21 protein-coding genes are annotated in these 24,221 nt (G+C 66.0%); 11 read left to right on the plus strand and 10 right to left on the minus strand.

Translation table 11 applies throughout. The features are described 5' to 3' along the window. Positions 1-176 precede the first annotated feature (176 nt). The 5 genes from EIP85_RS14240 (at position 177) to EIP85_RS14260 (ending at position 7,467) form a co-directional block, all read left to right on the plus strand. Entirely contained in the window at positions 177-1,019 is an 843-nt protein-coding gene (locus EIP85_RS14240) for an AraC family transcriptional regulator (protein ID WP_127902874.1), read from the plus strand. A gap of 226 nt (positions 1,020-1,245) precedes the next feature. Then, positions 1,246-2,916, plus strand: a complete 1,671-nt coding sequence (locus tag EIP85_RS14245; RefSeq protein ID WP_241560029.1) for an ABC transporter substrate-binding protein — start codon at positions 1,246-1,248, stop codon at positions 2,914-2,916. A gap of 103 nt (positions 2,917-3,019) precedes the next feature. Then, positions 3,020-4,108: an ABC transporter permease gene (locus EIP85_RS14250; RefSeq protein ID WP_127902875.1), complete on the plus strand. Its 1,089-nt coding sequence runs from the start codon at positions 3,020-3,022 to the stop codon at positions 4,106-4,108. Positions 4,109-4,118: 10 nt separating this feature from the next. Further along, positions 4,119-5,285: an ABC transporter permease gene (locus tag EIP85_RS14255; protein ID WP_127902876.1), complete on the plus strand. Its 1,167-nt coding sequence runs from the start codon at positions 4,119-4,121 to the stop codon at positions 5,283-5,285. A gap of 94 nt (positions 5,286-5,379) precedes the next feature. Continuing rightward, positions 5,380-7,467, plus strand: coding sequence for a dipeptide ABC transporter ATP-binding protein (locus EIP85_RS14260; RefSeq protein ID WP_127902877.1), 2,088 nt, complete (start codon positions 5,380-5,382; stop codon positions 7,465-7,467). A 184-nt stretch (positions 7,468-7,651) separates the two neighbouring features. On the opposite strand, the gene EIP85_RS14265 is transcribed toward EIP85_RS14260, so the two are convergent. Further along, complete coding sequence (locus EIP85_RS14265; RefSeq protein ID WP_127902878.1) at positions 7,652-8,317, minus strand: lytic transglycosylase domain-containing protein; 666 nt, start codon at positions 8,315-8,317, stop codon at positions 7,652-7,654. Between the two features lie 119 nt (positions 8,318-8,436). Between EIP85_RS14265 and ssb the strand changes: the two genes are divergently transcribed. After that, positions 8,437-8,958, plus strand: a complete 522-nt coding sequence (ssb, locus tag EIP85_RS14270; RefSeq protein WP_127902879.1) for a single-stranded DNA-binding protein — start codon at positions 8,437-8,439, stop codon at positions 8,956-8,958. A 159-nt stretch (positions 8,959-9,117) separates the two neighbouring features. Here the strand turns inward: ssb and EIP85_RS14275 are convergent, their stop codons facing one another. The 3 genes from EIP85_RS14275 to EIP85_RS14285 form a co-directional block, all read right to left on the minus strand. Then, the gene (locus EIP85_RS14275; RefSeq protein ID WP_127902880.1) at positions 9,118-9,930 is read right to left on the minus strand and encodes a class I SAM-dependent methyltransferase; all 813 of its coding nucleotides are present in this window, start codon (positions 9,928-9,930) and stop codon (positions 9,118-9,120) included. Between the two features lie 265 nt (positions 9,931-10,195). Continuing rightward, positions 10,196-11,302, minus strand: coding sequence for a 3-dehydroquinate synthase (gene aroB / locus EIP85_RS14280; protein WP_127902881.1), 1,107 nt, complete (start codon positions 11,300-11,302; stop codon positions 10,196-10,198). 3 nt (positions 11,303-11,305) lie between these two features. Further along, entirely contained in the window at positions 11,306-11,851 is a 546-nt protein-coding gene (locus EIP85_RS14285) for a shikimate kinase (protein WP_206615542.1), read from the minus strand. Between the two features lie 165 nt (positions 11,852-12,016). On the opposite strand from EIP85_RS14285, the gene EIP85_RS23415 reads away from it, so the two are divergent. The 5 genes from EIP85_RS23415 (at position 12,017) to EIP85_RS14305 (ending at position 16,903) form a co-directional block, all read left to right on the plus strand. Further along, positions 12,017-12,151, plus strand: a complete 135-nt coding sequence (locus EIP85_RS23415; RefSeq protein WP_277749309.1) for a hypothetical protein — start codon at positions 12,017-12,019, stop codon at positions 12,149-12,151. After that, on the plus strand, positions 12,141-13,688 hold the full coding sequence (locus EIP85_RS14290) for a hypothetical protein (RefSeq protein WP_127902885.1): 1,548 nt from the start codon (positions 12,141-12,143) through the stop codon (positions 13,686-13,688). Before EIP85_RS23415 ends, EIP85_RS14290 begins: the two co-directional genes overlap by 11 nt. A 1-nt stretch (position 13,689) precedes the next feature. Continuing rightward, the gene (locus tag EIP85_RS14295) at positions 13,690-14,640 is read left to right on the plus strand and encodes a site-specific tyrosine recombinase XerD (RefSeq protein ID WP_127902886.1); all 951 of its coding nucleotides are present in this window, start codon (positions 13,690-13,692) and stop codon (positions 14,638-14,640) included. 42 nt (positions 14,641-14,682) lie between these two features. Continuing rightward, the gene (locus EIP85_RS14300) at positions 14,683-15,984 is read left to right on the plus strand and encodes an HlyC/CorC family transporter (RefSeq protein WP_127902887.1); all 1,302 of its coding nucleotides are present in this window, start codon (positions 14,683-14,685) and stop codon (positions 15,982-15,984) included. Positions 15,985-16,291: 307 nt separating this feature from the next. Then, positions 16,292-16,903: a PRC-barrel domain-containing protein gene (locus EIP85_RS14305; protein WP_127902888.1), complete on the plus strand. Its 612-nt coding sequence runs from the start codon at positions 16,292-16,294 to the stop codon at positions 16,901-16,903. Positions 16,904-17,014: 111 nt separating this feature from the next. On the opposite strand, the gene EIP85_RS14310 is transcribed toward EIP85_RS14305, so the two are convergent. The 6 genes from EIP85_RS14310 to EIP85_RS14335 all read right to left on the minus strand — a co-directional run bounded on the left by EIP85_RS14310 (position 17,015) and on the right by EIP85_RS14335 (position 24,039). Then, positions 17,015-18,028, minus strand: a complete 1,014-nt coding sequence (locus EIP85_RS14310) for a cation diffusion facilitator family transporter (protein WP_127902889.1) — start codon at positions 18,026-18,028, stop codon at positions 17,015-17,017. A gap of 7 nt (positions 18,029-18,035) precedes the next feature. Next, positions 18,036-18,290 (minus strand): metal-sensing transcriptional repressor, encoded by a 255-nt coding sequence (locus tag EIP85_RS14315; protein WP_127902890.1) that lies wholly within the window; start codon positions 18,288-18,290, stop codon positions 18,036-18,038. A gap of 364 nt (positions 18,291-18,654) precedes the next feature. Continuing rightward, a complete protein-coding gene (locus EIP85_RS14320; RefSeq protein WP_164871740.1) occupies positions 18,655-20,184 on the minus strand; it encodes a TniQ family protein in 1,530 nt (509 codons plus the stop codon). Beyond that, positions 20,181-21,164: an AAA family ATPase gene (locus EIP85_RS14325; RefSeq protein ID WP_127902892.1), complete on the minus strand. Its 984-nt coding sequence runs from the start codon at positions 21,162-21,164 to the stop codon at positions 20,181-20,183. Before EIP85_RS14325 ends, EIP85_RS14320 begins: the two co-directional genes overlap by 4 nt. Further along, the gene (locus EIP85_RS14330) at positions 21,161-23,356 is read right to left on the minus strand and encodes a DDE-type integrase/transposase/recombinase (RefSeq protein WP_127902893.1); all 2,196 of its coding nucleotides are present in this window, start codon (positions 23,354-23,356) and stop codon (positions 21,161-21,163) included. The genes EIP85_RS14325 and EIP85_RS14330 overlap by 4 nt, the downstream gene beginning before the upstream one ends. Continuing rightward, positions 23,356-24,039 carry a hypothetical protein gene (locus EIP85_RS14335; protein ID WP_127902894.1) on the minus strand — a complete coding sequence of 228 codons (684 nt, stop codon included), beginning with the start codon at positions 24,037-24,039 and terminating at the stop codon, positions 23,356-23,358. The genes EIP85_RS14330 and EIP85_RS14335 overlap by 1 nt, the downstream gene beginning before the upstream one ends. Positions 24,040-24,221: the final 182 nt, after the last annotated feature.

A 24,221-nucleotide genomic window follows, 5' to 3' on the forward strand; every position in this document is an offset into this window, starting at 1 on the left:
TTCACCACACCCCGCCACGGAACGGACGCGCCGCCACGCCCCCGCCCGCGCCCGCCCCAATGCTGTGCAGATGCGCCACGTCTTGCCGATCCCTGCCCCCGCGCGGAATTTCCCCTTGGGCGGTTGCGCCGCCTGCCCTAGGCTTTGAAAAAAAGCACGTCGGGGAAAGCTTCCGAATGATCGAGCAGCCCAACACGCTCCGGGCCGCCGCCCTTCCTGCGGCCACCCTTCCGGCAATCGTGCCGGATGCGCGTATCATCGCCGTCTCACGGCTTGCCGCCGCTGGCCGCTGGCGGGTGGAGGCGATGCGCTCGATCTCCGAACCGCTTCTGCTGTGGTTCACCCGCGGCCAGGGCCGGATCACCGTCGGCGGCATCACCCGCGGCTACGGACCCCATAACGCCATCTTCATCCCGGCCGGAACCATGCATGGATTCGAGGCCTCGGCCCATGTCACCGGCACCGCCTGCTTCTTCGGCACCGGCTGCGACCTGCCGCTGCCGAAGACGCCGCTCCACCTCCGCGTGCGCGACAGCGGCCCGCAAAGCGAACTGACGAGCCTCATCGACGCCGCTCAGCGCGAGATCGAAAGCCCCCGCCCCGGCGCCACCCGGGCGGCCTATTACATGTTCGGGCTGATCTCGGTCTGGCTCGAACGCCAGGCGGCCGCCCAGCCGGGCGAGGCCGCGCCCCGGGATGCCGTCGCCCGCCTGGCCCAGCGCTTCACCGCGCTGGTCGAACGGAATTTCCAGTCCGGCATGGGCGTGGCCGACTATGCCGCCGCGCTCGACGTGACGCCGACTCATCTCTCCCGCGTCTGCCGCCGCGCCTGCGGCCGGCCGGCCTCCGAACTGGTCCAGGACCGGGTCCTGTTCGAGGCGCGACGGCTTCTGGCAGAGACCCGGATGCCTGTTTCCGACATCTCCCGGAGCCTCGGATTCACCTCGGCGGCCTACTTCACCCGCGCCTTCGTCCACCGGACGGGCAAGACCCCGACAGCCTTTCGAAAATCGGCCTGAGGCCCCTTCCTCGGCGCGAATGTCCGGCCACGGGGTTGACCCCCGGGGTGAGGTAGTCTTTTCTTGTCGTGATGTCGCAAATATCCCGCAAAGTGCCGAAAGCGAGCGTTGACGCCAAAGTCGAATTAATACGCTATCGTGGAACGAGCTCCGTTGGAGCGGACACCCGTGCGGATGTGGGCACGCCGGGATGTAGACAACAACGCCACAGTCAGGGAGACGACACATGTTAGACGACAGCAACGCGCCGGGTGCCCGGGTCCATCCCGCCGCCCGCATGTATGCGGCGGAGCACAAGGCCGGCCATATCGGGCGGCGCGAGTTCCTTACCCGCGCCTGCTCGCTCGGCCTTTCGGCGGCGGCGGCGTACAGCCTGATCGGCCTCGATGCGCCTAAGGCGACCGCGGCGACGATGACGCCGAAGCCCGGCGGCACGCTGCGCGTGCAGATGCAGACCAAGGCGCTGAAGGATCCGCGCCTGTGGGACTGGTCGCAGATCGCCGACTTCGCCCGCGGCTGGCTGGAATACCTGGTCGAATATGACCGCGACGGCACGTTCCGCGGCATGCTGCTGGAGAAGTGGGAAGCCAACGGCGACGCCACCGAATGGACGCTCCACCTCCGCAAGGGCGTGAAGTGGTCCAACGGCGACGATTTCACCGCCAAGGACGTGGTCTTCAACTTCGAGCGCTGGTGCGACAGCACCGTTTCCGGCAACTCGATGGCCAGCCGCTTCCCGGCGCTGATCGACGACAAGACCAAGAAGATGCGCGACGGCGCGGTGACCGCGAAGGACGACCACACCGTGGTCCTGAAGCTGTCGCAGCCCGACATCACCGTGATCGCCGGCATGGCCGACTATCCGGCGGCGATCGTGCACACCAGCTACGACGGCTCCGACCCCTCGGTGAACCCGGTCGGCACCGGCCCGTTCCTTCCGACCGAGAACCAGGTCGGCGTGAAGCAGGTGCTCTCCAAGAACACCAAGCTGAAGTGGTGGGGCACCAACCTCGAAGGCTGGGGCGGCCCCTACCTCGACAAGATCGAGTTCATCGACCTCGGCACCGACACCTCGGCCTATGTCGCGGCGGCGGAATCCGATGAAATCGACATGACCTACCAGACGGTCGGCGACTTCATCAAAATGTTCGGCGCCCTGCCCGGCTGGGAACAGTCCGAGGTCACGACGGCGAACACGATCTGCGTCCGCTGGAACGAAGCCACCGACGAGTACAAGGACCTCAAGGTCCGCAAGGCGATGCAGACCTGCGTCGACAACAAGACCGTGCTCGCGCTCGGCTATGATGGCCGCGGCGATGTCGCCGAGGATCACCACGTCTGCCCGATCCACCCGGCCTATGCCAAGCTGCCGCCGATGAAGGTCGATCCCAAAGCCGGCAAGGCCATGCTCGACGCCACCGGCAACGGCGACAAGGAATACGAGCTGATCTCGATCGACGACAGCTGGCAGGCCGCGACCTGCGACGCGGTCGCCGCCCAGCTCCGCGACGCCGGCATCAAGATCAAGCGGACCATCCTGCCCGGCTCGACCTTCTGGAACGACTGGCTGAAGTACCCGTTCTCGGCCACCGAGTGGAACATGCGCCCGCTCGGCGTCCAGGTCCTCGCGCTCGCCTACAAGTCGGGCGTCGCCTGGAACGAAAGCCACTTCTCCAACAAGGACTTCGACGACAACCTGGCCAAGGCCATGTCGCTGTCCAACGTCGATGACCGCCGCAAGGTCATGGCGGTGCTGGAGAAGATCATGCAGGACAACGCCGTGATCATTCAGCCCTACTGGCGCAAGATCTACCGCCACTACAAGAAGGGCATCCACAACGTCGAGATGCATCCGACCTTCGAGATGCACATGTACAACTGGTGGATGGAGACCTGATCCAGCTCCACGCGGGGGGCGGTTCTCGCCCCCCGTCTTCTCCTGTCTGACGACGGTATCGCAGGGGCGGTCGCCCCGCTCCGGCCCGCGGAAAGGGTGATCCATGCTGAAATTTCTGGCCCGGCGCATCGGAACGATGCTGCTGACAGCGCTCTGCCTCACATTCATCGTCTTCGTTCTGACCAACCTTCACCCGAACCTGGAACGTCTCGCCAAGACGCAGGCCTCGGCCCGGATGACGGATGCGCAGGTGCAGACCTGGCTTCAGCAGCACGGCTACGCCGAGCCGATGCTGACACGCTACGGCGAATGGCTCGGGATCGTCCCCGGCTGGACCGGCAAGAACGCCGAGACCGGCAAGCCTACCGGCCGCTGCCTCAACCCGAACGACCCCGCCGCCCCGGCGCCGACCTTCTGCGGCGTCGCCCAGGGCTACTGGGGCTTCTCCACCGTCTTCCATGATCCGGTCTCGCAGATCCTGACCGTGAGGCTGGAGGCCACGGGCTGGCTCATGCTCTGGGTGATCATCGTGATGATCCCGACATCGCTCGTCGTCGGCATCCTTGCCGGGATGCGAGAGGGCACGCGGATGGACCGGATTCTCTCCACCCTCTCGATCGCCTCGACGGCGACGCCGGAATACGTTTCGGGCGTCGTGCTGATCGCGCTTCTCGGGTCCACCATCGTCGGGCTCTCACCGATCCTGCACCACTGGGGGCTGATCCATGGCGGCGCGCTCTTCAAGGGGTCGGCGGCCAGCGCCCTCAGTCACCGGACCTTCGAGAACTTCACCCTCCCCGTCGTCACAGTCTCGCTCTACGGCACCGGCTACATCGCCCGGATGACCCGCGCCTCGATGACCGAGGTGATGACCGCGCAATATATCCGCACCGCGCGGCTGAAGGGGGTCTCGTTCCGCTCCGTCGTGCTGAAACACGCGCTGAGGAACGCGCTGATCGCGCCCTTTACCGTGATCATGCTGCAGATCCCCTGGCTTCTGAACGGCGTGGTGATCACCGAGACGCTCTTCAACTACAAGGGTTTCGGCTGGACGCTGGTGCAGGCCGCCGAGAACAACGACATCGAGCTGCTTCTCGGCTGCTCCGTCGTCGCAGTGGTGGTCGTCCTGCTGACCCAGCTGATCTCGGATATCGGCTACGTCTACCTCAATCCCCGCATCCGGATATCGTGAGGAGACGCCGATGACACATAACACCCTCTCCACCCTCGCCATCATCGGTCATGTCGCGCTCCGGTTCCTGCCGGTCTGGATCGCGCTGGTCGCGACCTTCGCGGTCTCGATCCCGTTCAAGCGCAGGCTCGGCCTCTACGGCAAGCTCTTCGACAGCCCGATCGGAATGGTCGGCTTCACCATCGTCATGTTCTGGGTCTACACCGCGATCTTCGCCAACCTGGTGATGACCGAGGACCCGCTCTACCAGATCGTGCAGCTCAAGAACGCCTCGATCGGGTCGATTCTGCCGAAGGGCTCGCACAACTACCCATACTACCTGCTGGGCGGCGACAACCTCGCCCGCGACGTGTTCAGCCGGATGGTGGCGGGCGCGCGGCTGGTGCTCGTCATCGCCCCGGCGGCGACGGCGGTGGCCTATACCGTGGGCATCACCCTGGGCCTGCCGGCGGGTTATTACGGCGGCCGGCGCGACGCGGCGCTGACCTTCATCGCCAACCTCGTGCTCGCCTTCCCGGTGATCCTTCTGTTCTACCTGCTGGTCACCCCGGCGATCCGCCAGCTCGGCATTCCGATGGCGCTGGCGGCGGTCCTGTTCCTGATCCCGATCGTCTTCGTGGTCGTCCTGCTGAACAGCCGCTTCTACACCCAGCCCGCGCGGCGCAACCTCTATGTCGGCGTCGCCCTGGTGGTGGGGCTCTGGATGTACGCCGGCGCCGCCTTCAACGCCGACCCGCTCGGGCTCTTCGAGATGGATCCGAACAAACTCAACATCTTCGTGGCCGTGGTCTTCGTGAACTCGCCCACGGTGTTCCGGATCGTCCGGGGCCTGACCTTCGACATCAAGTCCCGCGACTATGTCGCCGCCGCCCAGACCCGCGGCGAGGGCCCGTGGTACATCATGCTGTGGGAGATCCTGCCCAACGCCCGCGGGCCGCTGATCGTCGATTTCTGCCTGCGCATCGGCTACACCACGATCCTGCTTGGAACCCTGGGTTTCTTCGGCCTCGGCTTCTCGCCGGAAAGCCCCGACTGGGGGTCCACCATCAACGCCGGCTCGAAGCTGCTGTCGTTCTACCCCGCCCCCGCCATCGTGCCCGCGGTCTCGCTGATGAGCCTCGTGCTCGGCCTGAACCTGCTGGCTGACGGGCTGCGTGAAGAAAGCCTGAGGGACTGACATGACCGCTGGCCCCTCTTTCTCTTCTGTCCTCTAAATATCCCGGGGGTCCGGGGGCAGCGCCCCCGGCCCTCCCCGGATCGGGAGACCCGTGATGACCGACACCTGGGACCCTTCGAAGCCGATCCTCGAGATCAACCACCTCTCGATCAGCTTCTTCACCCGCCTGCGCGAGATCCCCGCGGTGATGGACTTCTCCTGCACCGTCATGCCCGGCGAAAGCATGGGCCTCGTCGGCGAAAGCGGCTGCGGCAAGTCCACCGTCGCGCTCGGCGTGATGCAGGACCTCGGCAAGAACGGCCGCATCGTCGCCGGCGAGATCCTGTTCAAGGGCCGCGACCTCTGCAAGATGACGACCAGCGAGCTCCGCGCCATCCGCGGCAAGGAGATCGCGATGATCTACCAGGAGCCGATGGCCTCGCTGAACCCGGCGATGAAGGTCGGCGAGCAGCTGGCCGAAGTGCCGATGATCCACGAGGGCATGTCCAAGGACAAGGCGATGGATCTCGCCCGCCAGATCGTCGCCGACGTCCGCCTGCCGGACCCGGACCGGATCCTGAAGGCCTATCCCCACCAGCTCTCGGGCGGCCAGCAGCAGCGCATCGTCATCGCCATGGCGCTGATGTCGAAGCCGGCGCTCCTGATCCTCGACGAACCGACCACCGCGCTCGACGTGACGGTGGAGGCCGGCATCGTCGAGCTGGTGAAGGACCTGGGCGAGAAATACGGCACCTCGATGCTCTTCATCTCGCACAACCTCGGCCTGATCCTCGAGACCTGCGACCGGCTCTGCGTGATGTATTCCGGCGAGGCGGTGGAAACCGGCGGCGTGGCCGAGGTCTTCGACAAGATGCGCCACCCCTACACCCAGGCTCTGTTCCGCTCGATCCCGCTGCCGGGCGCCGACAAGAACGCACGGCCCCTGATCGCCATCCCGGGCAACTTCCCGCTGCCGCACGAACGCCCCGCGGGCTGCAACTTCGGCCCCCGCTGCGACTATTTCGTGAAGGGCCGCTGCGATGCCATGGACATTCCCATGGCCCCGGTCGAGGGCAGCGAACGCCACGACAGCCGCTGCCTGCGCTTCGCCGAGATCGACTGGGCCGCGCCCCCCGCCGCCGCGAAGAAGTTCGAGAAGACCCCGGTGGGCGAGGTCGTCCTCCGGATGGAGGACCTGCAGAAATACTACGAGGTCTCCGCCAACGCACTCTTCGGCGGCGGCGAGACCAAGGTGGTGAAGGCCAACGAGACGCTCAGCTTCGAGGCCCGCGAGGGCGAGACCCTCGCCATCGTCGGCGAGTCGGGCTGCGGCAAGTCGACCTTCGCCAAGGTGCTGATGGGGCTGGAGACCGCGACCTCAGGCCAGATCGTGCTGTTTGACGAGAACATCCAGAACACCCCGATCGAGCAGCGGAACACCGATACCGTCTCCTCGGTGCAGATGGTGTTCCAGAACCCGTTCGACACACTGAACCCCTCGATGACCGTCGGGCGCCAGATCATCCGCGCGCTCGAGATCTTCGGCGAGGGCTACAACGACGCCGCCCGCCGCACCCGCATGCTGGAACTTCTCGACCTGGTGAAGCTGCCCCGCGCCTTCGCCGACCGCATGCCGCGCCAACTCTCCGGCGGCCAGAAACAGCGCGTCGGCATCGCCCGCGCCTTCGCCGGCGGCGCCAAGATCGTGGTCGCGGACGAACCGGTCTCGGCGCTCGACGTCTCGGTCCAGGCCGCCGTCACGGACCTGCTGATGGAGATCCAGCGCAAGAACAAGACGACGCTCCTTTTCATCAGCCACGACCTCTCGGTGGTCCGCTACCTCTCCGACCGTGTGATGGTGATGTATCTCGGCCATGTGGTGGAGATCGGCACGACCGACGAAGTCTTCGCGCCCCCCTACCACCCCTATACCGAGGCGCTGCTGTCGGCGGTCCCGATCGCCGACACGCGGGTGAAGAAGAAGCATATCGTGCTGGAGGGCGACATCCCGTCCGCGATGAACCCGCCGCCGGGCTGCCCCTTCCAGACCCGCTGCCGCTGGAAGAGCCACGTTCCCGGCAACAAGTGCGAGACCGAGATGCCGCCGATGGTCACCCTCTCCGCCGGCCACCAGATCAAGTGCCACCTGTCGCAGGAAGAGCTCGACAGCATGGAACCGGTGATCCAGATCGCCGCGGAGTAATCCCGTAGGGTGCGCATTCATTGCGCACCTCGCGATCCGTCAGACACCCACCCCCGGCCCGTAACAGCGGGCGTAGCTCGCCTGCCCAGCGCCTGTCCTCACCGCGTAGGGTGCGCATTCATTGCGCACCGTTCACCGAAGCCCCCGGACAGGCACCGACCCTCCTCCGCACGAAGATGAAACCTTACCCGCCCAGGATCGCCGTCACATAGGCCCGCGTCTCGGCATAGGCGGGCACCCCATGGGCGCTGTCCACCGCGTCCGGCCCGGCATTATAGGCCGCAACCGCCAGCCGCCAGGAGCCGTAGCGGTCATACATCATCCGCAGGTAGCGCGCCCCGCCCTCCAGGTTCTGCTTCGGGTCATGGATGTCGATCCCCAGCCGCGCCGCCGTCTCCGGCATCAGCTGCGCCAGCCCGATCGCGCCCTTGGCGGAGACAGCCGCCATGCTCCAGCCGCTTTCCTCCTGCACCAGCCGCAGGAACAGGTCGACCGGCACGCCGTGCGCCTCGGCGCTCGCCCGCGCCAGCGCCAGATAGGCCCCCCGGTAGCGCCCGCGATAGGCCGGGATCCCGCCCGCGCCCGCCGCATCGCCGCCCCCCGGCCGCAACCGGTCCGAATCCGAATATTCCTGCGACAGCCGGCTATCGAGAACCTTCATCTGCGATCGGAAAATCGCGGTCCGGGAACCGGAGGAGAACACGCGCAGCCGCTCGGCCCCGGACGGCACAGCCGCCCCGAGCACCGCAATCGCTACGGCACATCCCCAGATCCGCACCCCGTTCCTCGCCTCTTGCCCATGCCGCCGGGCACTATAGCGATTCCACGCCTTCGTGCCAGCCCGCCGCATTCCACCACGGCCAAACCCCGCCCGGGCCACATTACGGGCTTCCAATTTCGGGTTAACACATTCCTTACGCCGACCGGCTGATGTAAGCAGGAGACCGACAAGAATCGTGGGAGAACGTGATGGCGGGTTCGGTAAACAAGGTGATCCTGGTCGGCAATCTGGGGGCCGATCCCGAGGTGCGGGATTTCCCGTCGGGTGGCAAAGTCTGCAACTTGCGCCTCGCCACCTCGGAATCCTGGCGCGACCGCGCCACCGGCGAGCGCCGGGAACGTACGGAATGGCACCGCGTGGCGATCTATTCCGAACCGCTTGTCCGCATCGCCGAGCAATACCTGCGCAAGGGCTCCAAGGTCTATATCGAGGGCCAGCTCGAAACCCGCAAATGGCAGGACCAGTCTGGCCAGGACCGCTTCACCACCGAGATCTCGCTGCGCCCCTATCGCGGCGAGCTGACGCTGCTCGACGGCCGCGGTGAAGGCGGCGCTGGCGGCGGCGGTGGCGGTGGCGGCTACGATCAGGGCGGCGGCTACGGTGGCGGCTCGGGCGGCGGCAGCTATGGCGGCGGCGGTGGCGGCAGCTTCGGCGGCGGTGGTGGCGGCGGCGGCGGCCGCAGCGACATGGATGACGAAATCCCGTTCTAAGCCCCGTTCCAGACGACACCACCCGGACCGGTGGCCTAAGCCTTCGGTCCGGATGACGGCCCCGCCATCGTGGCGCTGATCGAGCAGAGGCTGGTCCATCACGGCCCGCCCGGCCCAGACCCGGCCGCGCCCGGGCCCCTGCCCGGGGCTGATCCGCCGCTACTTCACCGCCGTCACCACATGGGCACGGATCCCGGCCTCGACCTCGCCCATCCCGTAGCGCGCCTCCAGCGCCTCGGCGACGATCGCCGTGACCCGTTCCAGCCCTGCCGGATCGCGCGCCTCGATTTCGCTCCGCAGCGGCGTGCCCTGGCAGAAGGCCCGCGCCACCTGCCAGGCCGAGGGCGCCCGGCTCACTGCATCGATCCCCTCGATCGAGACGTCATGGAACCCGGCACGGGCCAGATCCGACCGGATCACCGCCTCGTCGTGATATCCATGCGGCGTGCGCACCATGAACCGCGGCGGATCGGCGGGGAAATAGGCCCCCAGAACCTCGGTGATGACATCGGTGAATTCATTCGTCCCGATCCGGTCCCAGACGCTGAAGAGGTAGCGCCCCCCGGGGCGCAGCACCCGCCGCGCCTCGGCAAAGCCCCTGCTGCGGTCGGGGAAGAACATCGCGCCGAACTGACAGATCACCACGTCGAAGCCCGCGTCCTCGAACGGCAGGTCCAGCGCATCCGCCCAACGCCATTCGATGCGGCGATCCTCCGGCTGGCGCCCAGCGGCGAAGGCCAGCATCGGCTCGTTGAGATCGGTCACCACGTAGCGCACGCCTGCCGGCAGCCGTCTGACCAGCGCCCGCGGCACCACGCCCGTGCCCACCGCCGTCTCCAGCACGCTCTTCGGCGCGAGCCGCGCCACCCGGTCCGCGAGGTCCCGGGCATAGGGCTCGAAGATCAGCGGCACCATGTAGCTGTCGTAAAATTCCGGAATCGAGCCTGTGAAGACGGCGTCGGTATTGCTCATCTCGGTCCATTCCCCGGAGAGACCGGCCAGAAGGCCGGTGCGGCCACAACCAGATCAGTCGCGTGGAACCCCATGCCGGCCGCAACATATCACGGATCCGTGTCAGCCCACGCGGAAGAATGCATCGCCGGAAGGACGGGGTGTCGCGCGATGGCGCCATGCACCGTCCCGATTTACGGTATGTTACGGTGCGAAAACGGTGCCGGATCAGTGTGCAAACGGTAACCGGATTTTCCCGGCGATCCCAATTGCTTGCGCCGCGCCCCTAGCGCCGCCGCAGCGCCTCGTCCAGAAGCGCCAGCACCTCCGCCGGCGGCACGTCGGCGGCCACGAAAGCCTCTCCGATGCCACGCGCCAGGATGAATCGCAGCTGCCCGTCGACCACCTTCTTGTCCTGCCCCATGAGGCGCAGAAGGCCCTCGGCATCCGGCAGATCTCCCGGGATATCGCCCAGCTCCACCTTCATCCCCATGGCCCGCAGATGCGCTCGAACCCGGCTCGGCGCCTCCTGCGAACACAGGCCGAGCCGTTGCGAAAGCTCGAACGCCAGCGCGCAGCCGATCGCCACCCCCTCGCCATGCAGCAGCCGGTGGGAATACCCTGTCGCCGCCTCCAGCGCGTGCCCGAAAGTGTGGCCCAGATTGAGGAGCGCGCGGTCCCCCTCCTCGGTCTCGTCGCGGGCGACGATCTCGGCCTTCATCTCTACCGAGCGTCGCACCGCAGCCCGCGCCAGCGCCGCCTCGGAGGCAAGCTTCGGCCCTTCCCGCTCCAGCCAGTCGAAAAAGCCGGCATCCCCCAGAAGCCCGTATTTCACCACCTCGCCATAGCCCGCCAGGAAGTCGCGCGGGGCCAGCGTCCCGAGCATGTCGATGTCGGCCAGAACCAGCGAGGGCTGATGAAAAGCGCCGATCAAGTTCTTGCCGTGCTTGGAGTTTATCCCCGTCTTGCCGCCGACGGAGCTGTCAACCTGCGCCAGCAGCGTGGTCGGGATCTGCACGAAACGCACCCCCCGCCGCAGCACCGCCGCGGCGAAGCCCGCCAAGTCCCCGATCACACCGCCGCCGAAGGCCACGACGACATCGCGCCGCTCCACCTTCTGCTCCAGCAGCCAGTCGACGGTACGGCTGAATTCCGGCCAACCCTTGGTCGCCTCGCCTGCAGGCAGCGCCAGCGACACCGCCTCGATCCCGGCGGCGGCAAGGCCTGCCTTGAGCGTCGCCAGGTGCAGGCCGGCGACCGTCTCGTCCGTCACCACCGCCACGCGCTTGCGCTTCAGAAGCGGGGCGATCTCCGCCCCCGCACGCGCGGCCAGCCCCTCGCCGATCCGCACGTCATAGGCGCGTTCGCCCAGCTCGACCCTGACCCGATCCATCGCCTATCTCCGCTCCAATACGTCCGGCCGCGTCAGCAGCGCCTCGGCCACCGTCTCGGCCATCGCCTCCACCGTCACCTGCGGGCGCGAGACCACGGTAAGATCGGCCTGCGCATAGACCGGCTCGCGCGCCGCGGCCAGCGCCGCCAGCGTGCCCTTGGGATCGGCTGTCCTCAGCAGCGGCCGGGTCGTCTTGTGCCGCACCCTGGCCCAGAGTAGCTCCAGATCCGCCTTCAGCCAGACCGAGATTCCCTGCGCATGAATGGCCGCCCGGTTCGCCTCCTGAAGGAACGCCCCCCCGCCGGTCGAAAGGATCCCCGGCGAGGCCCGCAGCAGGCGCGAGATCACCTGCGCCTCCTTGTGGCGGAAGAAGGCCTCGCCATCCCGCTCGAAGATTTCGGCGATGGTCATGTTGGCGGCCTTCACGATCTCCTCATCCGAATCGAGGAAGCGCACCCCCAACTGCCGGGCAAGCTGTGTTCCGACGGCCGTTTTCCCGGCCCCCATCATGCCCACCAGCACCACCGTCTTCTTCAGCCGCCAGCTCACCCGCGCCTCTTCACCCGGCCTGCGGAGGCGGAAACCCGCCTCACCAAATCGTTTCAGCCCGAATGGCGTGAAACCGCTCGACATGCCATATAGAAGAAGGACCGCCCGTCCAAGAGAAGAGGCGGGCCAAGAGAAAAGGCAGGGCAGAGAAGAAAGGGCAGGCGGATGAAATATGTTTACAGGCTTCTGGCAACGCTGATCGTCCTCGCGGCCGTGGGGCTGGCCGGGTTCGCCTATCTAGGCGATCTGAGCCCGATCCAGAGCCAGACCGAACAGCCGGTCACACTGAATGTCGACTAGGCGAAGCCGGCTCCTCGGCGGCGGCACCGCGCTTCTAGCCGGTGCCGCGATGATCCTTGGCGCGGCGGCGCAGGCGCAGGCCAAGCCGCTTTCCGCGATCGACTGGCTGTCACGGTCGGTCTCGGCAATCCCGCCCGGCCCGCCGGCGAGGCCGCAGACCGGGCAGGGCAGCATCGACACCTCGATCCTGGGTGCGACCGGGCTCGACGCAGTGGGGCTACTTCCCGCCAAGGTCACCGGCCTGCCGCGCAACCTCTGGCAGGCGAGCCACAGCGCCGATCTCGCCCGTCTCCTGCAGGCCGAGCCGGAGCATCTGCTGCCGGCGCTGCAGGAACTGCTCTACCGCCTCGTCCTGACCGAAGCCGACCCGCCCGGTGACGCCGGCGCCGCGGGCGGTTTCCTTCTGGCCCGGGTCGACCGGCTCCTGGACTACGGCGCGCTGGACCAGGCCCAGGCGCTCCTGCAGCAGACCGGGATCCGGCAGCCGCAGCTTTTTCGCCGCTGGTTCGACGTCGAACTGCTGCTGGGCCAGGAGCAGAGCGCCTGCAAGGCGATGAACAGCACCCCCGAGATCGCCCCCACACTGCCCGCGCGGATCTTCTGCCTCGCCCGCACCGGCGACTGGGGCGCGGCCGATATCGCGCTGACCGCCGGCAACGCGCTTGGCGTAATCCCGCAGGAAGACAGCGCGGTGCTGACCCGCTTCCTCGACACGGCCTCGAGCGACGAGCACCTGAAACCCCTGCCCCCGCCCTCGCGGCCCTCGCCGCTTCTGTGGCGGATGATGGAGGCCGTGGGCCAGCCGATCCCGACCAACACGCTGCCGCTGGCCTTCGCCTATTCCGACCTGCGCCCGAACATCGGCTGGAAGACCCAGGTCGCCGCGGCCGAGCGGCTGGCCCGGAACGACGCGATCCCGCCGAACCAGCTGATCGGCATCTACATGAAGGGCAAGCCATCGGCCTCCGGCGACCCCTGGGACCGGGTCGCGGCGGTCCAGAAGCTCGACGCAGCGGTGCGCGCCAAGGATTCCGCCGCCGTGTCGCGCGCGCTGCCGCCGGCCTGGACTGCGATGGAGAAAGCCGGCCTCGCCATGCCTTTCGCCACCCTCTTCGGTGCCAAGCTCGCGGCGATGCATCTCTCGGGTAAGCCCGGAGAACTCGCCTTCCGCATCGGGCTTCTCTCGCCCGCGGCCGAAACCATCGCCGGCAACCGTATCGCCACCAACCCGGACGAAAGCTTCCTGATCGGCCTCGCCCGTGGCCGGGTCGACGGGCTGACGCCGCCGAACCCGATGGGCCAGGCCATCGCCGCCGCCTTCGCCCCGGGGGCCGATCCTGGTGCCGATCTCGACGCGCTGCTGGGCCAGCAGAAGATCGGCGAGGCGATCCTGCGCGCCATTGCCCGCATCTCCGACGGGGCTTCCGGCGACCTGAGGGGGGTGACGGCAGGGCTTGCGCTGCTGCGCAAGGCCGGGCTCGACAAGGCCGCGCGGCAGACGGCGCTGCAGCTCATGCTGCTCTCGAAGGCGGGCTGAGATGCCGGCAGCGGGCCGCTGGATCTCCGCCTTCCTCGAGGCCCAGGCCGCAGAGCGCGACGCGGCCAGGAACACGCGGCTGGCCTATGGCCGCGACCTTCTCGACTTCGCGGAATACCTCGCCGGCCAGGGCAGCGATTTCGTCTCGGCCATGCGCGAAGATGTCGAAGGATACCTGGTCGATTGCGAGGCGCGGGGCCTGTCGAAATCCACCCGCGCCCGCCGCCTCTCGGCGATCCGCCAGCTTTACCGCTTCGCGCATGAGGAAGGCTGGCGGGCGGACAACCCCGCGCTGAAGCTTTCCGGCCCCGGCCGCGACAAATCCCTGCCCTCGACCCTCACCGTCGAGGAGGTGGAGGCGATCCTGAAGGCCGCCCGCGACACCGGCCGCCCCGAGGCTCAGATCCGCAACACCTGCCTGGTAGAGCTGCTCTACGCCACCGGCCTGCGCGTCTCTGAACTCGTGGGCCTGCCGGTCGCCGCCGCACGTGGCGATCCGCGGATGATCCTCGTCACCGGCAAGGGTGGGAAGGAGCGGATGGTGCCGCTCTCCCCGCCCGCACGCGCGGCGCTGCGCGACTGGCTCGCTGCCCGCGACACGGCCGAGGCGGAGGCGGCAAGCCGCGCCGCCAGCACCGGGCGCAAAGCGCCCGCCCCCTCGCGCCACCTCTTTCCCGGGCGGGGCGCGGCAGGGCACCTGACCCGCCAGCATTTCTTCCTGTTGATCAAATCGCTCGCGGCCGCAGGCGGGATCGACCCGGCGAAGGTGACGCCGCACACCCTGCGCCACGCCTTCGCCACGCACCTCCTGGCCAATGGCGCCGACCTGCGCACGATCCAGACGCTTCTCGGCCATGCCGACATCTCGACGACCGAGATCTATACCCATGTCCTCGACGAACGCCTGCGCGAGCTGGTTCTCGAACATCATCCGCTTGCCCGCGACGCCTGATCCCGGCGATAACGGTCCAGTGACCATCAAATAGATTGCCCAATGTTCGCCCAACCCTTCGACACCGCCTTCTGGACCACCGCCGTCGCGATCCTCGCGCTGATCTGCGTCTCGGCCTTCTTCTCCGGCTCCGAGACTGCGCTCACCGCCGCCTCGCGCGGCAAGCTGCGGACCCAGGCCGACCGCGGGTCCAAGGGCGCACTGGCCGCGCTTAAGATCACCGAGGACAACGAACGCCTGATCGGCGCGCTCCTGCTGGGCAACAACGTCGCCAATATCCTCGCGGCCTCGCTCGCGACCGCGCTGATGACGCGGCTCTTCGGCCAGTCGGGCGTCGCGCTCGCCACGCTCTGCATGACGGTGCTGGTCCTGATCTTCGCCGAGGTGCTGCCCAAGACCTACGCGATCACCAACCCGGAGACAGCCGCCGCCCACACCGCCCCCCTCGTCCGCCTGGCGATCCTGATCCTTTCGCCGGTCGTCACCGCCGTGCGCGCCTTCGTGCGGCTGGTGCTGCTGATCTTCGGCGTCCGCACCGATCCCGACAGCAAGATCCACGCGCTGCGCGACGAGATCGCCGGCGCCATCGCGCTCGGCCATTCCGAGGGCGCGGTGGAAAAGGAGGACCGCGACCGCCTGCTGGCCGCGCTCGACCTTTCCGACCGGACGGTGGAGGAGATCATGCGCCACCGCAGCCAGATCGAGATGCTCGACGCCGGGACCGACCCTGACACGATCATCACCCAATGCCTCGCCTCGCCCTACACGCGGCTTCCGGTCTTCAAGGACGAGCCGGAGAACGTCGTCGGCGTGATCCACGCCAAGGACCTGCTGCGCGAGGTCGACCGGCTGGTCCGCGGCACCGAGGGCTCGCTCGAAACGCTGAAGAAGCTCGACGTGATGAAGGTCGCGATGAAGCCCTATTTCGTGCCGGAGACGACGCCGCTCGACGAGCAGATGCGCCAGTTCCTGCGTCGCCGCACCCATTTCGCGCTGGTGGTCGACGAATACGGCGCGCTGCGCGGGCTGATCACTCTTGAGGACATCCTGGAAGAGATCGTCGGCCAGATCACCGATGAGTTCGACGTCGACGCCGACCATCCGCTGAAGCCGAGCGATGCGGGCGATTACATGGTCGAGGGCTCGATGACGATCCGCGACCTCAACCGGGCGATGGACTGGAACCTGCCGGACGAGGAAGCCAATACCGTCGCCGGCCTCGTCATCCACGAGGCGCAGATGATCCCGAGCGAGGGCCAGGTCTTCAGCTTCCACGGTTTCCGCTTCGAGGTCGTCAGCCGCCGCGAGAACCGCATCACCAAGCTGAAGATTCGGCCGGTTTGATCCACCGGCGTTGCGCAATCTATGCGCACGCGACGCGCGGCTGAGGGTGCGGGTATCCGCAACGTCTCGGCGGGCGCTTCCCCCGGCCTTTCTCCGCCGGTTTGGCGTTTCGGCCAGTGGGGTTCTTTGCCCGCCAGACGTGCTCGCGCCGCAAGGGCTCTCCTTATGCGTGTTTTGGCCGTTCGAAATCGACCTTTCCAGCGACCATCTGCCGGCCCCTGCCCGCTTGGGTTCCGAACAGACGCAAAGCCACTAGCTGTCTGAGAGCGGCACAGCAGCTGCTGCAGAAAGCAGAAAGGACTTAGCCATGAAATCGCTCATGATTTCCACGCTCCTCGTGGCCGCAACGGGTCTTGGCGCCGCTGCGCAGACAACGGGCTCCGCCGCGGCGCCAACGGCTGGGAAAGCGCCCTCAAGTGCTGCCGGCACCACGACAGGCGCCAATGCAAAGGCTGGCTTTCTCACAAGCGTCGACCCAAGCGAACTTCAGGCCAGCAAGCTGATCGGCACGAAGGTTTACTCGACCGGCGGTCAACAGGCGCCTCAACAGGTCAAGGCGGTGCCAAAGGCCTGGAAGGACGTCGGGTCGGTTGGCGACCTGATGCTCAACCGTCAGGGCCAGGTGAAGGCCGTCGTCATTAACGTCGGCGGGTTTCTGGGTATTGGCGATCATCGGGTCGCGCTCAATCTGAGCGGCCTGAAATTCGTCAAGAAGCCCAACAGCGCGAACCCCAACGGCTTCGTTCTCGCCGTGGACCAATCACCAAGCGCGATGAAGGCGGCGCCGGCATTCCAGACCCCGGCGGAGCAGATGCAGAAGCAACAGGCCCTTAAGCACCAGACCGGTACCGGCGGTGCGATGGGCACGAGCGGCGGCACCTCCGGCAGCGGCACCGCTGGCGGAGGCATAACCAACTGACGCGTCGCAATCGGCAATTGCACCGGGGTCGGCAGGTTCCCCTGCAGGGGCCTGCAGCCCCCGGCGCCCTCTGCACGGGCGCCCCCCAGGCGACCCTGATCGCTGCGTCTGTTACGAGGCCGGGTGAGCGAAGCGGACCCGCGCGGCGGAAAGCGCCGGGACATGCTCGAAAAGCTCCGCCTCGAGTTCGTCCGCGATTGCCTGGGCCTGGGCCAGCAGCAGGCCCTCGTCCACGGCAATCGCCACGTCTACGTGGAGCTTGTGGCCGAGCCAGCGGGCCCGTACATCGGCAAGCTCGCGAATCCCTTCCACATGGCCCGCCGCATGTTCGATCTCGTCGAGAAGGCCAGGCTCCACCCCGTCGAGCATGCGCGTCAGGACCGAGCGCGCGGATTGCCAGACGATGCCGAGAATGGCGAAGGTGATGGCAAGGCCCACGATCGGGTCGGCGAGCGGAAACCCGAGCCAGACGCCCGCTGCGCCTGCGACCACCGCAAGGCTCGTCAGCCCGTCGGTCCGCGCGTGATAGCCATCGGCGATCAGCGCGGCGGAGTTGATCTCCCGTCCCACCCGGATGCGAAACACCGCCACCGCCTCGTTGCCAGCAAAGCCGATCAGCCCGGCGGCGGTAAGCCATCCGAGGTTGGTGACCGGATGCGGATTGATCAGCCGTGAGACGGCCTCGTAACCCGCAACGACGGCGCTGAAGAGAATGATCAGCACGATCACGATCCCGGCGAGGTCCTCGACGCGGCCCAGGCCGTACGGGAAGCGGCGCGAGGCCGGCCGGCGCGCCAGAACGAACGCGACCCAAAGCGGTAGGGCCGTGGTGGCATCGGCGAAGTTGTGTATCGTGTCGGCCAGAAGCGCCACGCTGCCCGACAGGGCGACGACGGCGATCTGCATGAGCCCGGTGGCGAAGAGCATGGCGAAGGACCACTTGATGGCCCAGATGCCACGCGCGGTGGATGCGATGGTGGCATCGATCACGCCATGGGTATGCCCATGCGGCCCATGGTGATGGCCATGTTCGTGGCCATGCTCATGGGGGTGGTGATGGCCGTGCGAATGACCGTGGCCTTCCGACCCACCCAAGCCGAACCAGTCCAGAACCTTTGCCTTCATGGCGCCCTCAAAGATATTTGGTGATCTGCTTCAGATCGCGGATCGAAGCCGCGACGCCTTCGTCTTCCTCGTCGAGGCAGTGCTCGATGTGATCGTGGATCATCTCGCGCTTCGCCTTGGCGATCGCGGCCTCCACCGCATGGAGCTGCTGGGCAAGGTCCACACAGGGGCGCCCCTCGGCAAACATCTCGATGACGCTCGAAAGATGGCCCTGCGCGCGCTTCAGCCGCAGGACGACGTCCGGATGTGATGCGTGTTTCATGCCCCCCACATATCCCCCCAGGGGGGATATGGCAATGCGGATGCAGCGCCCCGCAAACAACTGTATGAAGGCGATATTTCGACGATCCGCGCCAGCCGCTCATTCAGACCCGGCGCCCGACAGAGAAAAGGGGCCCGGCATTGCCGAGCCCCTCCAGATCACACTGTACCTGCGGGCATAGTTGATCCCAAGCGCGGGAAATTTCCCTTTATAATCAATGACCTTCGAATGCCTCGCAGCAAAGGTTTTCCCATTTGGGAGCAAAGGTTGTCCCGTTTGGGTCGGACGTGACGTTAGGGCAAGAAAAAAGCCCGCCAAAGCGGACCCTACGAGCGAAGATCAAGATGTAAAACGTGCGGGTCGATCAGCCTATCGAGGCCCTAGGCCGCGGTCGATCAATCTCGAGCCGTAGGGCCGTGATATCTCCGACGCTGACCCGAACACGTACCAGTCCGACCTCGCCGGAAAGACGAACGGCCTTGACGCTGCCCGTTAGGATACCCTCGACGATCGCGCCCGTTGAGCGACCAGTCTTCTTCGCGCCAGTTGTGAGATCCACGAACTCGTCCGCTCTGACTGTTTCAACGAGCGGCAGCGCCTCGATGCACTTCAGAAACGCCTGGATCGTGCGCCGGGCGAATGCGATCCGGCCAATACCGCTTTCCTCGTCCTTGTCGAGAAGCGGCTCGATGACGCCGTCGCGATACAGACTTTCAGCTTGCGTGCGCGAACAGAAGAGAAGCTCGGGCAGGAGTTGGAGGGGTACACTTTCCTTTAGATCCCTGCTGATTTGCTCCGCAACCACGGCAGGTACAACAAGGTGGTGCGACGCAACATCCCAAGTGTCATCGTTAAGATGTCCGAGCTGGACGAGGGCCTTCCGCAGCCGTTTTCGGTGGATCCCCGTATTGACGGCAAGACTGTGAACCGAATGCATCTGTCGTCGCATCACCTTCTCACCGAGCAACATCTCGCCCGGCTTGACTGCGAAGTGATCGAGGATGTGTCCTCTCAGCATTTGACGTATGGCCCCAAAATCCACCGTTGGATTAGTGTCAGACAGCCATTCGTAAAGGCGGCCATATCCAGACCGTGGCCCCGCCTGCCCAGCCGTCGACGCCTCGATAGAGAGCATCTCGTCGAAGGCCGCGCGTATACCTTCCTTCCCGCGCCGAGCATAGCCGAAGCCAGTCGCCCCTGCGGCGCTCCAATCCGACGGGGACATCTCTGTCGCCTTGAACTTCTTGCCGAACATCAGCACCGCGCCGATCATCTCGCAGGTGCGCGCGCTCTGCTCCAGCGTCTGGCTGTCCAACCACTCCCCGGAGCCCGTCGGAGTATCGTCGACGCGCGACGCGATCATGGTCTCGAGCGGCGTAGGCGTCCGACACTCGGTGACCATCGGGAGGAACTCCACCTCTCTCGACGTGGGAAACGCCCGGCCCAATTCTCCGGCGGCGCTCGGGACAGAACGCTCGACCAGCGCGCATCGGTGAATGGGGCAAGCCAGGACAGGCCGTAGCCGCCAAAGGATGCGGCCCCGCTGCCGCCACGCCTCACCGTCCGGCGCGTCCTCGCGGAGGCAGACGGGGCAAACGCGTCGGCCTTCCAGCAACACGAAATCCGATGACCAAACCTCCCCTCGGAACCCACGGCAACGATCCGAACGCGAAATAACCGCGCGCATGAGGCGTGCGACCTCAATACCGGCGGCCTCCGCCAGCGATGAAATCGCCTGGGGCGCGCCTCGGGCAAAAGCCCGGAGGTCGATGCCGAGATCCGCCAAGAGCCGGTTGGCGGGCAACCCGGAGTGGAACAGGCTGAGCCGGCGGACGTACGATCCTGCGGTCTCGTCGTCGTGGAGGGGCAGATCGGGAGAGAGGCGCGCGGTCATGGGGACCATCCTTGGGTTTCGAGAATTTGCTTGAGGGTGGGCCAGTCCTCTTCATCGAAAGGCCCATCGCCGTCAGTTCTTCGTTTCCAGTCATAGCTGCGCCGGAAATCATCGAGCCTCAGAAGGCCGTCACGCCGACGGAGGGCGCGAGTGATCGCGAATTGCGTCAGTTCGAGGGAGCGGCCGAAGCTTCCCCGCGTGGCCGCTTCAAGCCGTTGAACCATATACGGATCGGAGGGCGGCTCGAGTTCGACGAGTTCGCAGCATCGAGAGATATACTGGCGAATGCTCGATCGCTCCGTCTCAGTCCGGATTGGGCTCAACCGCATTCGAAAAAGACGTCCGTCTGTCTCCTCGTCCTGACGGATCAGGTGCTCGAGGTCCGGAACGCCGGACAGGATCAGAACGAAGTTGGGTTCGTCCTGCATCAGCGCCTTGAACCGCCGAAGCACGGCCTTCACCTCGCGTGACGGCTGAAGCATGTGGTGCGCCTCGTCGATCCAGATGATCGTTATGCCCCGCAGTTTCAGCCGATTGAGGGCAGCCTCCCACACCTCCGTTGTGCGCGCGCCCGACGAAATGGGTGGATATCCCAAGTCCTCCGCGATTTTCGTGGCGAGGCCCTTGAGGGTGGCCTCAGGCTTGACCCGAATATAGAAGGCTCTGCCAGGCGTTTTGCCATCGGTCACACCGATCTGGGGCTGACGCGTGAGGTTACGGCGAATGAGCGTGGTCTTGCCGGCACCGGATTCCGCAGTCACGAGGAGACCGCGGGTCTCACCGACCAGTCCGAAGCGCAACGGGTCCGCCGTGATGGCGCCGTCGGGTCCGGTGCGAAGTACCTCGCGCGACAAATCCTCGAAATCGGCATCACGCGGATTGCGCATGTAGCGGTCACGCAGCCAGTCACTGACGGCACCCGAATCCAAAAGGTCTGGGCGATCAGTGATGCTACTGCTCGAAGGCTGTGGGTTGGTCATTCCAGAATGTCTCTTTCCATGCCGGGCTGCTCTTGCGCGTGGCCGGTGTCGGGGATGGACGGCGCAGTCGGTTCCGCGTTGGTGTCGGGGTGTGACTGTCGCGCAATCTGGGCTGCGCCCGCGTCAAATGGCGCCACGACATCATCGAAGATATCGCCGGCGGGATGCTCAGGGCGCTCACCCGGCACGTATGTGTAGCGCCTGAATTCCTTCGTTCTCTTAGCCATTTCCTCCGGAGTCGGCGCCAGTGGCAGGAGCCCGCGTAGTTTGCCGCGCCTCTCGGTATCCCGGTCCATCTCAACAATGGCCGCGTCCCGGACATCCTGGTCTTCCTGGCGCTCGGCACGTCGTGCGGCGAGGTAGATGGCAAGGTCGTCGTAAGAGGCATCCGCCCATTGCTCATCGGTGCAATGCGCCGTCACCCACGTGTCATTCGGAAGACGGACGTCGACGCGGCCGATCTTCTTGTGCCACCACCAGACCTCGACGGTCTGATCAGCGTGGTTCAGGAACCAGTCCTCCAGTTCTCTGCACTGGTAGTGAAGGCGTGATACTTCCACCCCTGCCCGCGTGAGCTTGCGTAGATACCGGTCGCCAAACGCTCGCCGGAGGTGGTGTTCGTCTGCCATGACTACGGGCGGCATCTCAGCCACGGCCCGCTCCCACATGATAAGCGGGGCACTCCGACCCAACGTCTCCGGCTGGTGCGTATGGTAGACATCGACAATCCAGCGCGTCATCCAGAACAGAAAGTCGTCGAGAGAGAGCGTAGCGCGCGCTTCGGCATCGTTGTCCCCCTTGAGAACAACATTCGAAAACGTGCGCCCGATAAACCGGTTGAGAAGCATTTGCTCGAAGGTTCGGAAGAAGCGCTCGATCCAGGGCTTCAGAAACGGCTTTCCGGCCGGCACGGCGAGGTTGGTAATGCCGGCCACGGACAGCCGCAGATACATCTCGTCACTCAGGTAAACGCTGCCGCGGTCGAACGCGATCGTCTGCGGATGGCCGGACATCGGCCAGGGCTTGGCGGCACCCGACGCTTCCACGAAATCATCCTTCGGCAGGTAGATCATCTCGATCGTGCGGAGCGTCGCGTTGAGGTTGTTCCCCTCAGTCGTGATCTGGAGTGCCACGATGGCGCCTGTGTAGACATCGATGGCGGCCGAGATGATCAGACGTTGCGGCTTTCCGGTGAGCCCCAGGGCAATCTTTTCACCGGGGGTAAGAAACTGATCGAGCTTCGTCAGCCTTAGGAAGGTTTGGAGATCGACGGTGTATTCGTCGATCTCGACCCGCTCGAGGGGCCGGCTGATCTTCAAGCCCTGTCCCAGCGTGTGAAGTTGCTTATACGCATCGTCCATGCCCTGGGTCCGAACGGCATGATCGATGGGCGCCATCTGCGCGATCATGCGCCACACGGTGTCGTAGCCAGGGACCGGCACGAGTTCGGCGTCAGGATCCTTCTGTTTGCGTAACCTGTTCTCGAGGCGGACGCGCGCTTGCGCGCTCTCAAGGATGCTCGCAATCGACGGACGCTCCTCATGCAACCGCATATCAACGACTTCGCGCACTAGGCTCTCGGAGTCCTTAGTCAGCCGCGCGCTGCGATTTCCGGAGTGACGATAACTGTCGATGAGAGCACTCTCGCCAAGCTTGCACCAACTCCGCCACCAGCGGTAAATGACCTCCCCCGACTTTGGGGCACGCGATACCTGGATCGGCTGCCCGGCACGGCCCTTCGCCTTGGCCGCGGCACGACGCATGTCCTCCTGCAGCCCAAGACCGATGATAGCCTCGCGATGCTCGACGAAGCTGGCACGTCGCGGCGCGAGGGTCCCATCTTCGAGCAGTTGGTGGGCGGCGAGAACGTAGCATTCGCGCCAGCTTGCCCGCTGGAGCTCTTTCGGTCGCGGTGCCTCTGCGGCAGGAACTGCGGTTCGGGGCTGAGCCAGATGTCCGGGTAATTCCAGGATGCAGAGGCGCCCTGCCCCAAGTTGTTTGCCAACCTCCTCGGCCGAGAGCAGGTCGGAGATCGCGGCATGCACTTCACCCGTGTCTGCGTCGGACCACTCGTCCCAAACCAGTTCAACGTCGCGCGCCGTAGACCGATAGACGAGACCGGTCCTGCCGTTGAGGACTATCCTCGTGCCCTCAGCCAGCGTCAGCGGCGACGTTGAACCAAAGCGCTGCATCAGCGCAGCCCAGTGCTGTGAACGATCGAGGACATTTTCACGAGACCAGGCTCGATCGTCTGCAGCCGTCCGTACCGGATCGACCGCAGCGCCGCGTGGAACCCAGCGGGGCCGACGCCTGTGCGCAGGAGAAGATCCCGGATCGATACAGGATCGACACCCCGATCCACCACCTGCTCCAGCGCCGCATCGTATTCCGGTTGAGCGAAGCGCGCGGCGTGAAACTGCGAGTACCGCGCCAAACGCTGCCGATCGATCGACCGTTCCGTCACGATCACGACGCGATCTACCACGGAAGGCGTTGCGGCCGCCGCAATCCGCGCCACCTCCAACCGAAATGCCGGACGCATTGCATGGTATGCGGGCTTCACCACAACTCCGGTGCGCCGGCCGGCCCGTTCTACCGCTACGTAGTCGAGGTAGTGTGTGCCGCGCTTGCCGCTTGCCTTGGCAAAAACGACCGGACCCTGCTGGTCGATCACGTCCACAACGCCGGGCCTGTAGATCAGTTGGAGCGCCGTGTTGTATTCGAGCATGCTCTCGAAAACGAGGCACTGGCCCTGCCCCCGCTCCTCGCCAAACGTAAGTTGGCCGAGAAAGTGATTGCGCGACTTGCGCGGCAGCGTCCGTGCCGCCCGGCTCGGCCTGGGTGGACCTGGATAGGCCCAGGGATAAGCCAACATGAGATCGTCCTCCGTCAGAGGGGTCGACGCCATCGGCGTCGAAAATTCCGTTTGTGAGCTGGGAGAACGGCTTGCGCTTTTCGCGCTTGGGGGTAGACTTGTTCTTGGAGAAGTTGGGTTCGCCCAGCTCGACTTTCAGGCCTGAGAACGGCGGCGCGATAGTCGGCCACGGTAGCGGCGGG

The organism is Solirhodobacter olei, from assembly GCF_004010155.1.
GTDB classification, from domain to species: Bacteria; Pseudomonadota; Alphaproteobacteria; order Rhodobacterales; family Rhodobacteraceae; genus Solirhodobacter; species Solirhodobacter olei.

Coding starts and splice junctions, on each gene's coding strand:
- EIP85_RS14330 (WP_127902893.1), bottom strand. CDS start 23,356: ATGCAGCGCTTTGGTTCAACGTCGCCGCTGACGCTGGCTGAGGGCACG.
- EIP85_RS14310 (WP_127902889.1), bottom strand. CDS start 18,028: ATGAAGGCAAAGGTTCTGGACTGGTTCGGCTTGGGTGGGTCGGAAGGC.
- EIP85_RS14250 (WP_127902875.1), top strand. CDS start 3,020: ATGCTGAAATTTCTGGCCCGGCGCATCGGAACGATGCTGCTGACAGCG.
- EIP85_RS14325 (WP_127902892.1), bottom strand. CDS start 21,164: ATGACCAACCCACAGCCTTCGAGCAGTAGCATCACTGATCGCCCAGAC.
- EIP85_RS14265 (WP_127902878.1), bottom strand. CDS start 8,317: ATGCGGCGGGCTGGCACGAAGGCGTGGAATCGCTATAGTGCCCGGCGG.
- EIP85_RS14320 (WP_164871740.1), bottom strand. CDS start 20,184: ATGACCGCGCGCCTCTCTCCCGATCTGCCCCTCCACGACGACGAGACC.
- EIP85_RS14275 (WP_127902880.1), bottom strand. CDS start 9,930: ATGAGCAATACCGACGCCGTCTTCACAGGCTCGATTCCGGAATTTTAC.
- EIP85_RS14245 (WP_241560029.1), top strand. CDS start 1,246: ATGTTAGACGACAGCAACGCGCCGGGTGCCCGGGTCCATCCCGCCGCC.
- aroB (WP_127902881.1), bottom strand. CDS start 11,302: ATGGATCGGGTCAGGGTCGAGCTGGGCGAACGCGCCTATGACGTGCGG.
- EIP85_RS23415 (WP_277749309.1), top strand. CDS start 12,017: ATGAAATATGTTTACAGGCTTCTGGCAACGCTGATCGTCCTCGCGGCC.
- EIP85_RS14260 (WP_127902877.1), top strand. CDS start 5,380: ATGACCGACACCTGGGACCCTTCGAAGCCGATCCTCGAGATCAACCAC.
- EIP85_RS14305 (WP_127902888.1), top strand. CDS start 16,292: ATGAAATCGCTCATGATTTCCACGCTCCTCGTGGCCGCAACGGGTCTT.
- EIP85_RS14295 (WP_127902886.1), top strand. CDS start 13,690: ATGCCGGCAGCGGGCCGCTGGATCTCCGCCTTCCTCGAGGCCCAGGCC.
- EIP85_RS14315 (WP_127902890.1), bottom strand. CDS start 18,290: ATGAAACACGCATCACATCCGGACGTCGTCCTGCGGCTGAAGCGCGCG.
- EIP85_RS14240 (WP_127902874.1), top strand. CDS start 177: ATGATCGAGCAGCCCAACACGCTCCGGGCCGCCGCCCTTCCTGCGGCC.
- EIP85_RS14335 (WP_127902894.1), bottom strand. CDS start 24,039: ATGTTGGCTTATCCCTGGGCCTATCCAGGTCCACCCAGGCCGAGCCGG.
- EIP85_RS14290 (WP_127902885.1), top strand. CDS start 12,141: ATGTCGACTAGGCGAAGCCGGCTCCTCGGCGGCGGCACCGCGCTTCTA.
- EIP85_RS14300 (WP_127902887.1), top strand. CDS start 14,683: ATGTTCGCCCAACCCTTCGACACCGCCTTCTGGACCACCGCCGTCGCG.
- EIP85_RS14255 (WP_127902876.1), top strand. CDS start 4,119: ATGACACATAACACCCTCTCCACCCTCGCCATCATCGGTCATGTCGCG.
- ssb (WP_127902879.1), top strand. CDS start 8,437: ATGGCGGGTTCGGTAAACAAGGTGATCCTGGTCGGCAATCTGGGGGCC.